Source organism: Citrobacter sp. wls714, from assembly GCF_005281025.1.
In the GTDB taxonomy this organism is placed as follows: Bacteria; Pseudomonadota; Gammaproteobacteria; order Enterobacterales; family Enterobacteriaceae; genus Citrobacter; species Citrobacter werkmanii.
The window spans coordinates 1-14,132 of the sequence record NZ_SZWZ01000075.1 but is presented as its reverse complement, the minus strand read 5'-3'; the positions used below and the strand labels follow the sequence as shown (position 1 = coordinate 14,132).

At 46.7% G+C, this 14,132-nt stretch carries 10 protein-coding genes; 6 read left to right on the top strand and 4 right to left on the bottom strand.

Features of this window, described 5'->3' with window-relative positions; all coding sequences use genetic code 11:
* Positions 1 to 186: 186 nt before the first annotated feature.
* Together dcuC and pepT are read right to left on the bottom strand one after the other, a co-directional pair.
* Positions 187 to 1,548 (bottom strand): C4-dicarboxylate transporter DcuC, encoded by a 1,362-nt coding sequence (dcuC, locus tag FDX11_RS15890; RefSeq protein ID WP_137398211.1) that lies wholly within the window; start codon positions 1,546 to 1,548, stop codon positions 187 to 189.
* A complete protein-coding gene (gene pepT, locus FDX11_RS15885) occupies positions 1,545 to 2,801 on the bottom strand; it encodes a peptidase T (protein ID WP_042310294.1) in 1,257 nt (418 codons plus the stop codon). The genes dcuC and pepT overlap by 4 nt, the downstream gene beginning before the upstream one ends.
* A gap of 1,267 nt (positions 2,802 to 4,068) precedes the next feature.
* On the opposite strand from pepT, the gene FDX11_RS15880 reads away from it, so the two are divergent.
* Both FDX11_RS15880 and FDX11_RS15875 read left to right on the top strand, forming a co-directional pair.
* A complete protein-coding gene (locus tag FDX11_RS15880; RefSeq protein WP_042310296.1) occupies positions 4,069 to 4,326 on the top strand; it encodes a YjhX family toxin in 258 nt (85 codons plus the stop codon).
* A 10-nt stretch (positions 4,327 to 4,336) separates the two neighbouring features.
* Positions 4,337 to 5,083 carry a cyclopropane-fatty-acyl-phospholipid synthase family protein gene (locus FDX11_RS15875; RefSeq protein ID WP_042310298.1) on the top strand — a complete coding sequence of 249 codons (747 nt, stop codon included), beginning with the start codon at positions 4,337 to 4,339 and terminating at the stop codon, positions 5,081 to 5,083.
* 43 nt (positions 5,084 to 5,126) lie between these two features.
* Here the strand turns inward: FDX11_RS15875 and FDX11_RS15870 are convergent, their stop codons facing one another.
* Positions 5,127 to 5,702, bottom strand: coding sequence for a DJ-1/PfpI family protein (locus tag FDX11_RS15870; protein ID WP_042310300.1), 576 nt, complete (start codon positions 5,700 to 5,702; stop codon positions 5,127 to 5,129).
* A gap of 615 nt (positions 5,703 to 6,317) precedes the next feature.
* Here FDX11_RS15870 and FDX11_RS15865 point away from each other — a divergent pair.
* The 4 genes from FDX11_RS15865 to FDX11_RS15845 are packed head-to-tail and all read left to right on the top strand — an operon-like array spanning position 6,318 to position 13,906.
* Positions 6,318 to 8,009: a dynamin family protein gene (locus tag FDX11_RS15865; protein ID WP_249360744.1), complete on the top strand. Its 1,692-nt coding sequence runs from the start codon at positions 6,318 to 6,320 to the stop codon at positions 8,007 to 8,009.
* A 21-nt stretch (positions 8,010 to 8,030) separates the two neighbouring features.
* Positions 8,031 to 10,205 (top strand): dynamin family protein, encoded by a 2,175-nt coding sequence (locus FDX11_RS15855; RefSeq protein ID WP_061383028.1) that lies wholly within the window; start codon positions 8,031 to 8,033, stop codon positions 10,203 to 10,205.
* Position 10,206: 1 nt separating this feature from the next.
* Complete coding sequence (locus tag FDX11_RS15850; RefSeq protein ID WP_137398210.1) at positions 10,207 to 11,424, top strand: dynamin family protein; 1,218 nt, start codon at positions 10,207 to 10,209, stop codon at positions 11,422 to 11,424.
* Positions 11,417 to 13,906, top strand: a complete 2,490-nt coding sequence (locus FDX11_RS15845) for a CFI-box-CTERM domain-containing protein (protein ID WP_137398209.1) — start codon at positions 11,417 to 11,419, stop codon at positions 13,904 to 13,906. The genes FDX11_RS15850 and FDX11_RS15845 overlap by 8 nt, the downstream gene beginning before the upstream one ends.
* A gap of 119 nt (positions 13,907 to 14,025) precedes the next feature.
* On the opposite strand, the gene FDX11_RS25520 is transcribed toward FDX11_RS15845, so the two are convergent.
* Positions 14,026 to 14,132 (bottom strand): hypothetical protein (locus FDX11_RS25520; protein WP_249360746.1); only part of this gene is annotated, 107 nt, incomplete at its 5' end.

Below are 14,132 nucleotides of genomic sequence, written 5' to 3'. Positions count from 1 at the left end.
AAAAAAGAGCCATGGAACACATTATTTTTATTAACCATTTATAGTTAACAAGATTGACCACAAATAATAAGAATAGCTCGATAAAGATGAAAACTAATAATTATCCCCCGTAATCAATACACCAACGTATCAAACCAGAAAACCTCCAGATTCAATGAACCAGAGGTTTGTCTGTGCCTGCAATTGTTAGTAGAAAATACCGATGATTAGCGTATGGGTAACAAAGCCGACAATCAACGGTACGGCGGTGCGTTTAACCACATCGAATGGGGTTATTTTTGCCCCGCTGGAAACGGCGATCACCACGCCAGATACCGGTGAAATGGCCCGTCCCATATGCGATGCCTGCTGCATCGGCAGAATCATGGCAACAGCGTTCGCCCCCATACTGGCAGCGATTTGCGGGATAAGCTCAACGAATGCCAGAAATGGCGCGTTACCCGATCCCATAATGATAGCCGCCGCAAGCGTCACCAGCGCAAACACCACCGCCATGGCGAATGGCGGTAATCCCACATGTTCGGCCATCAGGATTAATTGATCAATCGCACCAATGACTTTAATACCATGAGCAAAAACACCCGCCGCTACCAGCAGTCCTACTACACCGGTAAAGGCAGTACCCATTCCTTTCAGAAAATGGCTAAACCCTTCGCACACCGCCTTTAAATCTCGCACCCGTAGCCATTCAATCAACATACAGATAGCCATTGAAATAAGCACAATGGTAATGATATTCAGGTTAATACCACTGACGAACATTTCGGAGGATCCCACTGCCATCAGTATCGGAAGCATGGGAAGCAGCGCATAAAAAGCAGGCGCTTTCCCTGAGTCAGTCACTTCAGTGCTACCGATTTCCCGTGGTAAGGTCCCCGCTTTACGGTCGCAATAGCGCTGCCAGAAAAAATGGCAGACTCCCACGACCAAAACGGTAGCCAGAGCTGCCGGTCCCTGGTGGTAGACAACGTATTCCACCACATCCATATTGACCGCTTTCGATCCCCTGATAGCATCGATTGCCGTTGGGGTGTACGCCACACCAAGCGAGGTGGCAATTACCCCGGCAGCAGAGGCAGCGGAAAGCCCTAATCCCAGCATAATGGGGAACATTGTTCCCATCAGCAGTACGGCGAGTCCAGTGGCGGAAGGAATAGCTAACTGCAGGAGACTGGCGAGCAGGTATGAGAAAAAAAGCAGAATATAGGGCGAACGCAGCGCACGCAGGGGTTTTGTGTCGACACGCACCACCGCCTCATTTGCACCGATATGATCCATGTAGTGCGCAAATCCCATCAGCGCCATGATCATCAGGCCAAGATCGGCAGCTCGCGTGCTGAAAAGATCGCGCATAACCTCGAACGGATCGAGAAAGGAAATCCCCGTGCCAGCAACGCCTTTCGGTAGTACGGAACCCCACCCGGTGAGTGCGGTGCAAATCATCAGCACCAAACCCGCAATAAATAGCACGGGCTCGGCACGATAACCTTTCAGGATCAGACGCGCGACTACCACGATAACCAGCAGGGCAATTAACACCTGAATCATGACTGAGCTCTCCGCTGCGTGAACTCAGCAAAGGTTTCCTCAATGACCGCAACCACGACATCGCTGGCGGCCCGCAGTGAACGCACCGGCAGATATTCATAGATTGAGTGAAAATTATGAGCACCGGTAAAAATATTCGGGCATGGCAATCCTTTCTGCGATAAAACCGCACCATCATATCCGCCGCGCATGGCGACAGGAGCCGGGGTAATCCCACATTTCTGATAGGCGCGTAATGCAATATCAATCGGATAGTGAGCATCACCCTGCAAACTATTGAACACGTTCGCATAGCGATCGGCTAAATGACAGACCACGCTATTTTCGCCCCATAGAGCGCAGGTACTGACGGCAAGCTGACGGATAAATGCCATACGTGCCTTATAGCCTTCTTCACTAAAGTCGCGGATATCCAGCTTAAGCACCGTGCGGGCGCTGTTACCCTGCAACTGCTTAACCCAGTAATAACCTTCGCGCCCTTCCGTATATTCAGGCGCTTCTCCGCCAGGCAGCATCGCAATAAACTTATGCGCCATCAGCAGCGAGTTCTTCAGCTTACCTTTGGCTGACATGGGGTGCGCAGACTGGCCGGTAAAGATGATTTCCGCATCGCCCGCATTCCAGTTCTCATAAACAAACTCCCCGATACCGCAACAATCCAGGGTGTAACCAAAATCAGCACCGAAGCTCGCAACATCAAACGCTTTTGCGCCACGTAATCCTTGCTCTTCATCAGGCACAAAACCCACCTTCACCGGCCCATGTTTGATTTCCGGATGTGCCACCAGATACTGTAATGCGTTCATAATTGCGGCGATGGCTGCTTTATCATCAGCCCCTAACAGACTGGTTCCGTCAGTGACGAGCAGATCATCACCGATATAATTTTTCAGTTCCGGGAATTCGCTTTCGCGCAGAAAAATATTCAGCTCTTTGTTCAGACACAAATCCCCACCGCTATAGTGAAGACGTTGTGCATTTGTGTCCGCAGTCTGTTCCGCGCTGGTATCCAGATGTCCAAAGAATGAAACGACAGGAACCGTGTCATCAGTATTCCCGGGAAGTGTTGCCGTTACGATAGCGGTATCCCTGACCTCAATGTTTTCCATTCCTAATGCTTCAAGTTCTGCTGCAAGCAGTTTTGCCAGTACCATTTGACCAGCAGAAGAAGGCATTATCCCATTGGCGCCGTTTTCTCTTGAAGTCGTGGTATTAATTTTGGTGTAGTTGATAAAACGTTCAACAATATCCATTCCAGGAGGTCCTTTAATATTTTATTGACGAAATACTGTGAGAGGAGGCTCGCGTACAGCGCGAGTGATATAAAACAGGGAACTGGATAAAACCAGCGTTCATCCCGGAACGCTGGTTTTATGAACATTACGACGTTGATTTATATAAATGAATATAAATTATGCCTGTGATAAAACGCCTTACTGATGGGTAAAATCATACTCCCTGTCCGTGTTTACTGCTATTTCCCATGGTGTTTAGCTAACAGAAATCATAAACGGTACTCGTAAGCCTAAGAGATAATAGAAATCATTTAGACTCCACTCATCCATACCGGCCTAAGATATACCATCGCTATATTTTTTTAATGAACGAATACTGTAACTGCAACATGCAACCGTTTGCACTTCTCTAGAAATAGCCACTTAGCGCACTAAAATCCGTGAGCAAACTCACAATTATATCAATAGCAAAAATTTCTATCATACTGAAAAATCGTGAATTATAAGAAATACTATATAGTCCCTTGGTAAATAGATTCATTATGATACTATTCGACATTACCTTATTATCGATGGATAATACTTCCCTAACCATTAATTTTAAACATTACCCACTATAATATTTGTATATATTGGTGATTAATAAAATCCTGCACCGGCAAAAAAAACCTCTGCCCTGAGAAGAGATTCAGGGCAGAGGTAATACGGGTGTTAAGGACAGATTTATAGTTTTAGTGATAACGGAAGAGCTTCTTGCGGAACCGAGTATACACAACTCGCAACATTAAGAAAATTCTTAAAATTGATTAATCGCAAACTCGGTAGAAAATTATTAAAATAATAAAAAATACCTTATCAAAAAGGCAAATAAAACCTCGCGAATATTAACCCATACTAATCAATTACATGGTACTGAATGCGCTCAATATGCTGAGTTACCATAGATATCACTCTATGCACAGACAGAATATCAAATTAATTTAATACTTTAATAAATGTCTCACATAACGAAAATTTGCAGTTAATAAAGTCACTAAACGCAATAACTCGTTATAGATCACATTTTATGTACAAGGAGTTTTCTCTGGAGATTCTGGCTGGTATGATTCATCAGGTAAATACCTTTCAACTCAACCCGAGGCTTTGATGCTGGAGAATGTAATCATCAGATAATCAGCTTACCGACCTTTTCAGGCCGGACTGGTTATCAATGCGCCGAAATCGAATGCGGACACCGCAGTGTGTTTGCACGTTTTGCACATGATGATTAAACAGGTTTTCCAGTATGAATTTATCCCGTCAGGAACAACGTACCTTACACGTTCTCGCCAAAGGTGGCCGTATCGTTCACGTCCGCGACGCCTCAGGCCGTGTCACCTCCGTCGAATGCTACAGCCGCGAAGGACTACTGCTCTGCGACTGCACCCTCGCCGTGTTCAAAAAACTCAGAACCAAAAAGCTGATCAAATCTGTCAATGGTCAGCCCTATCGCATCAATACTACCGGGCTGAACAACGTTCGCGCCCAACTGGATAATCGCTAAGGAGAGAGAGATGGATATCCCCAAAATTTTTACTATCAGCGAAAGCGCTCATCGCATCCATAACCCGTTCACCGCGCAGAAATATGCCACGTTAGGCCAGGTGCTGCGCATGGAACCGGGCACCCGCATTCTGGATCTCGGTAGCGGCTCAGGAGAGATGTTGTGCACCTGGGCGCGCGATCATGGTATTTTCGGCATCGGTATCGATATGAGCCAGCTGTTTAGCGAACAAGCAACGCTGCGTGCAGCAGAACTGGGCGTCAGTCAGCAGGTGAGTTTTGTCCACGCCGATGCAACGGGCTATGTCGCTGAAGAAAAATGCGATATTGCCGCCTGCGTGGGCGCAACCTGGATTGCAGGCGGCGTCACCGGAACGGTCAGACAACTGGAGCAGAGTCTTAAGCCTGGTGGAATCATACTCATCGGTGAACCGTACTGGCGCCAGATGCCCGCAACGGAGGAAATCGCCCAGTCCTGCGGCGCGACCGCTGTCGCCGATTTTCTTTCCCTGGCGGAACTCATTTCTTCTTTTGACCCGCTCGGCTATGACGTGGTTGAAATGGTTCTGGCTGACCAGGAAGGTTGGGACAGGTACGAGGCGGCAAAATGGTTGACGATGCGCCGCTGGCTGGAAGCTAATCAAAACGATGAGTTTGCACCGGAAGTCAGGGAACAACTGAGAAGTTCACCCGGACGCCACGTCACCTTCACCCGAGAATACATTGGTTGGGGCGTGTTCGCACTCATGAAGAGGTAAGCTGTGCGGTCGGTATAACCGGAAGGTTATACCGACTTTCTCATCACTTTGCCGCTGACTGCATTAATACTTCAACAAATTTAGCCAGCCACTGCGGATGCGCGGGCCAGGCTGGCGCAGTCACCAGATTACCGTCGACGTGGGCTTGATCAATGCCGATATCCGCATAATGTCCGCCGCTCAAACGCACTTCAGGCGCGCAGGCCGGATAGGCGCTACAGGTACGATTTTCTAATATTCCTGCTGCCGCCAATAATTGAGGACCATGACAGACGGCGGCGATAGGTTTACCCGCCGAGTTAAAATCCTGTACCAGTTGAATGACATCCGGGTTCAGCCGGAGATATTCCGGAGCACGCCCGCCGGGGATCACCAACGCGTCATAATCGACGGCCCGCGCTTCGGCAAAATTCGCATTCAACGTAAAACGGTGTCCCGGTTTTTCGCTATAGGTTTGCGCCCCATCAAAATCATGAATCGCGGTTTGAACGTAGTCACCCTGGCTCTTATCCGGACAGACTGCATCAACACGATGGCCCAGCATTTGCAACGCCTGGAAAGGAACCATCGTTTCATAATCTTCGACATAATCGCCAACCAACATCAGTATCTTCTTCATTCACGTCCCCCACTCACAGTGATTAATGATGAGAAATAGCGGCCATCTTTACTATAGCCCACGCGTATCCCGACATTAATAAATACAGCAGAACATTCGGTCAGATCACAATCTACTGCAAGTCCGTCAGATGACGACCTTAGCATAAATGGCATGACATAATTCAGCTAGTAAATATATAGCAAAGTAATTTTAACATTAACCTCAATAATATTAAGTGGGTTATTTATGTTATTTCGCTTATGTCAGGTAAAGTATGCGAAAGCTATTTCTGTGATGAAAAAATGTACGTTCGTCAGGCTTCATAGGGGGCGGCAAAGACGTACGCCACTCGCCTTCCCTGTCTGTAAAACAGTATCAATCATTAAAATATCATCCATACCACCAGTCCGCGTTTACACTGATAATTTCTGGCTTTCAAGGCAACACATAAAATTTTCCAGATAAAATATATTTTTGCTACCTGGTTAGCAGAATTTTCTATAAATTTCGTATCCATTTTTCTGCAGTATCCCGCCGCCACAGACATTATAAAGAAATAATTATAATTAGAAGACAGTGGGTGATTCTCGTTTTAATATGCTTATAGCTTATTGATAAATGGAAAGGTTGAACATGTCTGATGCATTGACAGGACCGTTAACGCGCCTTATCGGCATAAGTAAAGAATTTGAATCTACCGCACCTCAAATTCCCAATGATTTATGCTCACAATTACATCAACTCAAGAATTTTTCCGCCTATGTGCCGCTAATTGGAATCTTTAGCGCGGGAAAATCATCTCTCCTCAATCTCTGGCTGGGGCAGAATATATTACCCGTTGACCAGGCACCGACCACTGCATTAGCAACTGAACTGCGGTATGGCGAACAGCAGTCTTTGATTATTACTTTGGCTGATGGCACTGTCAGAGAAGTACACTATGCACCGCAAAATGCGCAGGAGGTAAATAATGACGCAACTCAGGAGGATCAGTTTGCCTGCTTAACCTTTCCTTCCTATCGTCTTCGTGATTTGCAAGGGCTTATTCCGGTAGATATGCCGGGAGTCGATTCCGGAATAAAACGTCACGTTGATGCCTTTTATCGCTATGCAGAGCGTGGCGCCGCATTCGTTGTGGTCGTTTCTGCAGAAAGCGGAACGCTGCACGCCAGCCTTGCGGCTGTTCTCCATGAAATTGCTCTCCAGCCTGTTCCTGTAATCCTTATCTTGACCAAGTGCGATAAGTCAACGCCAGAATCGTTGGAAAACGTAGAAGAAGAAATAGCAGGCAGACTTAGCGACATGGGATGTCCGCCGCAGATCGTCATGCGAGCAAGTCGTAACGATCAAGATACAGCCGAACGTCTGCAGAACGCTTTACTCCAGTTAAATGTTCAGGATCTTAAAATAACCCATTTCGCTGGACAGATTCTGTCGTCAGCATCTCGTCTAAAAGATCATATCGTTATGCTGCGCAAAAGCAGCACGCTGGATCCCAGCGCCCTGGACGCACAAATTTATCAGTACGAGCGAGCTTATCAGGAGTTGAACGACTCTCTGGCTCGCCAGAAACGCCGTCTTTCCGGGACTCTTCGTCAGGAAACGATGGATAAAGTCAGCGGAGATGTACATAACGCATTGGTGAGAAATCTTGACGTATTATATGACTGCCTTGCCCAAGGAGAGGATATTTTCCAGACCCGTACGGCAGCGATTATAAGCGATGTCTATCGCACTTCCCTGAACCAAGCTCTGCGAGTCAATCTCTCAGACATCATCATGAATATGCAAAATGAGACCGGTGGTGACAACATTGATATTGGCAGTATTCTGCAAAATGGTTCGCAGACGGCAGTACTGGTTCTGGAAACCCTGGCAACCGTCAGTAAGGGAAGTCGCTGGTATAAACTTATCTCCACAGCCCTTGCAGTAACCACTTCCGTTATCAACCCTATTGTCGAGTTATTGATCATTTTCTTACCGGATATTATTAAGTTTTTTTCCGATCCGGAAGAACGTAAGCGAGAACTTGTTAAGCAAAACTTATTGGAGAAAGTCTTCCCTGAAATCCGGCACCGGGCACGTGAAGCGCTCGCCGATATATTGCCAGAAATTGAGCTGGAACTGATCGCCAGTCTTGAGGAAGAGTGGCGTACCCGGATAGAAGAGAGCCGCAGGGCGCTTGAGTGTTGCCGTGAAGAAAAGCGCCAGCACGAAGCTGAGTGGCTTGCCCGGCAAGATAGCTGGTCCGCTCAAATTGATGGCGTACGAAATATCATGCGGGAAATAGAACAACTGCAAAACTCACCAACTGTACATTCATAATATCTTCAGGGAAGATGAATCATGAACCAACTCACCCCACGCGAAAATATTCACGCGTTTATGCAAACGCTGGAAAACGTCTACACCCAGTTGTCACTTCACAAAGGCTTTCTGCGTGAAGAGGGGCTTTTTCAGCTAAACCAAATACTCGCGAACATGCGCCGCAGCCTCGCTGCTGAAGACGAAGCCAGTAAACTATTGCGTATCGGTATTGTGGGTTCGGTAAAAGCAGGGAAATCTACATTTCTTAATGCTCTTCTGTTCAATGGACAGAATATTTTACCGAAAGCAGCGACACCGATGACGGCTTCACTTACCCGTCTACGCTATGCCCAGGAACAATGCGCAAAGCTGGTTTTCTACTCCCCAGAGGACTGGCAAGATATTGAAAGCGACGCCGAAACTGCTGAGAGTATGATTGCCAAAAAGTTGGCAGAAGCGCGTGCTCATCACGCCAATAATCTGCGAAACAGCTCCATTCACTTCAACGAAGAAAGAGTTCGCAAAAGTATTATCCACGAGCTTCCCCCCGAATTAGCCGCTTGTCGCGAACTCAAAAAAACCGCTGAAAAAGAAGGGCTGGATGTTTACAGCGAACTGGAAAAGGGAGAGCAGATTATCCCTTTTGACAACCTGAGCGAAATCCAGGCAAAACTCAGTGAATACATCGGATCTCATGGGCGTTTAACCCCACTCGTTCGCCATGTTGAGTTAAACCTTAATCATGACGTACTCCGCGATATCGAAATTATCGATACCCCAGGCTTGAACGATCCTGTGGTATCCCGTAGTCGGGAAACGATTAATTTCCTCTGCCAATGTGATTGCGTCATGATTCTCTCTTATGCGGGAGAATTTCTATCCAAGCAGGATATGGATCTTATTAAACATAAGTTAGTCAATGATGGCATTCTTCATCACACCATTATCGCCAGTAAAATGGATTTGGCGATTCAGGATCATCGCGGCCAGAAAACCTTTTTTAAGGATGCCTTTATGGCGACACGACAAAACGTCGTCAGCACCATGAAAGGTCGGTTTGACTCTCAGGAACCGGTCCTGGTTTCGGCTTTGCTGGAAGGTATCGCATGGAAAATGGAACAACAGTTACCTTTAAGCGAGGAAGAGCAACTCACCCGAGATAACCTGGCAAGCTTTACTAACGCCCCACATGAAGCGAAGGATTTTCGCTCCGTCGCGGGATTAAAAAGAGTTCGCCAGGAACTGGAGCAGTGTCGGGAGAAAAAAGATCAGATCAAATACTCACATCAGATTGATTTGATCCGTGGTAAAAAAAGCGAACTTCGCAACTGTCTTAAAAATCTCGAAACCTCTGCCCTGAGCGATAAAGAGACGCTTTCGTCAGTTGATCTGGAAACCCTACAGTCAGGGATGAATGCGCTAAATCAGAGTGTTAAGAAAATTGACGCTGATATTCATGTCCATTTCAGTACAGCCGAGTTGCAGATGCACCGGGAGTTTGAACGTCTTAAATTACGTATTATTGGACTTATTGATAATTATCGTGAACTGAATGTCAGTAGTAGGAGCCATGATGAAGATCGCTCCACAACCAGCGGTATGTTCTTCTGGAAGAAAACCCATACCCGAATTGTGTCTGTAACTGAGTATCAGGCAGAAATTTCAGATATTATCAATACGTTACGGCGATATACTAACAACGTCGGAGCGGAAATCATTACCGCCTATGAACATTTTACGCCGCTGGATACCTTAAAGGCGCAGTTGAAAAAACATGTACTTGAAGCCTTCCACGAGGCAGATGTCACCTTCAGTAAAGAAACTATTCTTGGGCCATTACAAATAAGCCTTGATAAGCTGCGTATCACTCCTCCCCATTACGAGCCACAAGCCGAGATCGACAGTATTGTGAATAAATTCGGTGCCAGCGTTAAGAATGAAGATATTGCCGAGCTAAAAGTGGCCCTGGAAAAGGCATTAGACAGCATAAGCAAGAAAATCAGACATACGCTTGATGAACAACAGGCTAGTTTTATCAGAACTCTTCATCAGCAAAATGACATGTTTGTTGGCGATATCAGCAAGTCTATCCAAAGTAATCTCGATAAGCTCTCAGCCCAATACAATGATAAGCAAAGTAATATTGCTCACTATGACGAAACGATAACACGACTACGAGAATTACGTGCCGAATTATCACATCTGGAGGTGTGAGGTGGATTTTGATGATTTATTCACAGATGAAATACCTCCAGACATTGCAGGCGATAGCATACTGGAGAAAGATAGCGCATTGGCGCTACTACTACGCCTGTATGCTAACAACACGCAAAATCAGAAGCATTTCGCGCATTTACGACGCAGCCTACAAGAGTATCTGCCAGAAATTATCAGCCGAGATGCGCTGACTGATGAACGTGAACGTAACCTGGTCAATGCATTTCGTACCTTAAGCGTGAAATTCGTCGAACAAGCGCAACTTCCGCAGCTTAAAAACAAGTGTCTGGTCGGCGTGGGAGGACGTTTTAGCGCAGGCAAATCGCAATTTATCAACACGCTGACCGGTCGACGCCACCTTCCAACAGGCCAGCGCCCAACGACGGCGGTAGCAACCTATTTGGTTAGACAGGAATGCCCATCCATCACGGCTTATACAGCGAATGAAACGCGAGTTCCCCTCGAAGCGGAAGAGTTGGAAAGCATTGCCCATGTTTTTTTTGATAGCTACGGGCTGGGTTTCTCCGATATTCTCAAAAAAATAGTCATTGGGCAGCCAGATTTCCCGTGGCCGAATATCGCGCTGCTTGATACCCCAGGATATAACAATGATGATGAAGAAAACCGGGGAGATCGGTTGTTTGATGAAAAAATTGCCAGGGAGCACCTGAGCAATTGTGACTATGTTATTTGGCTGGCGACAGCCGATAATGGTTCATTAGGTCAGAGTGACATTACTTTTCTTCATTCCCTGCATTTAAGCCATCCTTGCCTGGTAGTATTAAACAAAGCAGATGGGAAAACCACAGACGATCTACACAGCATCATCAGTACATTTAAAGACCAACTGGATAATGCCGGAATTGCGTATTGCGGCGTGACGGCCTTTTCATCAACGCTTAACACTGAGTATTTAGGCGCAACCCTGCTGCATGATTTTATTATCCAAGCCAGTAATGACCAACAGGCACGTCAGGATATGAGGCAAGAATTACTGAGTCTGCAGGCCGAATGGCAGCGGATGAATCGACATAAACGCGATGCACTAAACCAGATCAACGCACCAATCAAGCGCGGTATTGTGAAAAGTGAATCGCCACAATATATCCGATCGTTGGTCGAAGCCTACAGCCTGAACCACTCGCAGATCGCCGATCTCGCTCGTCAGAATAAAGCCTTTAACCTTCAGATTGAAAAATTATTAAAATATGAATAAAGCGATGCCACATTTTCTTGATGAGCTTGTCAGCTTGCTACAGGATGATCCGCAACATGATACCTGGTCCACCCCATGGAAGCTGTTAAAAACCGCCTGCGATACACTTATCGAACAGCATTTATTACCCAGTAACTACCCGGAAAAAGCCGCACTTCAGTTAGCGCAACAACAAGCCCTTGATCGTCTCCAGGTCTTGCTGCGCTTTCCCCAGCTAATTAATCATCATGTAATCTGTTACATCGGCTTCAGAGGACATGAACGCGACACATTGCTGCCTGCTTTTACTCAATCCCGACGTTTCCACCGGGCGAATGATACAATTCCGACATTGATGAGCCGCACATACGCGCATGCCTGTCACGGCGGTATCACGCTTTATCAAAAGCGTTGCCCAATGAACGAATCAGCCATCCTTGATGCCTTCGAAAAAACACGACAGCATAAAGGGGAATTACATCATTTTATTTCCGCATTTGCACTCGCAGTACCCGGCGCAGGACCCGCAGTTACGCTGGTCGACATTCCGTACCGGGCTTCGCCAGACTCGCTCTATTTCAATGGATTTTTGGACGTTGCTGACACTATTGTCTTACCGGCCAGATCGCAATATCTGATAAAACGTACGCTGAATATACTTGAACAAACCGGAAGTACGGCGCAAATTCATCTGGTATCGATTGGTGATGGGCAATCCGCTGAACTAAAAAGCATGTTTCCAAAATTAGCCATTCAGGAAACGCTACCGCCTGAACGAACCTCTCTACGTCCTACGGTTAACAGCGGCATTTATCGCGAGCTTGAAGCTATTTTCGACGAACCACTGCTTTGGCTGGAAGGCGAGATAAAACGCAGTAAACAAATTATCGTTAACGCGAATGCTGATCTGGTGCAAAACGACACCGACCCGCAGGTCAGTGATGTTATCGAAACGATGATGCTACAAATGAAAACACAATGTGATGCGCTTGAAGAAGCGGCTCAACGCTATCGCCAGAATCTGGATCAACTGTTAAGCCAGTGCAGAGAAGTTGAAACGCTTGTAGAACAACAACAAGCCCCAGCCCTGCCCGGAAAAGATGCTCATTCCACTCTGCGAGATCGAAAGTGGAAATATGCACAGCAGCGTTTTATTTCTTTGTGTTACGCGAAGCAAATAAGCAAGGCCACGCGTCTTGCCAGCGATATGCGTCTCGCTGGTTATCCTTATGTGAACATCCTTGAGCTCTTTATTAATGAACTCAACAACATGCCATTGAATAGCGCACATCTGGCAGAGCTGAGTGTGCTGAGTGGCTGCAAAAACGAATTTATTTATCGTGCCTGTCTGCATTTTCGCTCCGCGCTGAAGGTAAGCGATGCTGAAGCAGGTCAGCGCTATGCCGCAAATATTACATGCCGGACAGGTGAAGAATTTTATACGCTTGGCTGCTGGAAACTCACAACCCGCGCCAGCGAAGGCGAAAAAAACCTTCGTCGCGCTTATATGCTGGGCGAGCCCCTTGCCGGCGACCTTTTATTACGCTGCATAGATAAAAAATCCCCCGCCGAAGCTGAAACTACCCTGCGTTATCTGGCTAATGCCCTACATCCCGGCGCTAATTATCGCTTCGGATGCCAATTTATAAAAGATAATCGCCATGATAACGCTCATCTTCATTTACGTATTGCTGCAGCCTTAGGGCATCTGGATGCGCTTAAAATGATCGCCAGGATGGAGTACAACAAATATGCGCCGTCACAGGAAATGACCCCTGCGAGAAAAAATGCGCTCAGTATTTATCATTATCTCTGGCACACTACACGCGGGACTCAAGATAATAATGAGGTATTTCTGGATGACGATGATCGCTATATTTACGGCAGTTTGCTGCACTTACAAAAATCATTTACCGAAGCATATGCGATCCTTGAAAAATGCCATCAGGCCAGAGCCTGGACTTTATTAGGCAGGATGAACCACTATGGCGACGGTAAGCCGGTAAATCTCGATTTGGCGAGAGCCTATTATCAAAAAAGCGTCAGTGCTGGTGATAAAAGTGCAACAAAAATGCTAATGCGCCTGGAAGAGACCGCAAAAGCGAAAGCCCGCAGAGAAAATACCTACAACACGACTTACCAGCGTACGGAACATACTTCTTATTCCAGCTCCTCCAGTGACAGCAGCTGTTTTCTTACCACCGCAACCTGTCGCGTAATGGGTTATGAGGACGATTGCGAAGTTTTGCAATCCTTCCGCCATTTTCGTGACCACGTACTGCTTACGCAGTCTGAGGGCGAAAAATTGGTTGGTGAGTATTATCAAATTGCCCCCAGGCTCCTTGAAAAAATTGACGCAAGAGCCAATCCTCAAGCGATCTACCAATCAATGTGGGATGACTATATCAAACCGGGCTATGACCTCTTGCAGGCTGGGCGTCACCAGGAAGCAAAAGAACTTTATATAAAACTCGTTACAACATTAATGAAAACCTACCTTTAGTTAAGGTTAAGACTATGTAAACCCTGTGTTTAGAGCCTCGTTAACAGCTGTCAACGTTCAGAACGGGGGCGCATTCTGATGATGCGCCCCCGTTGGTACTACTTAAAACGACATTACCATTACTCCCAGGCCCGCTCAGTTTTCGCCGCGTCAAACTGCGGCGGCGGCTTACGAAAACGTCCGGTCAGCCAGGCGAGATGACCTGCCCCCACGATTAGATACAACA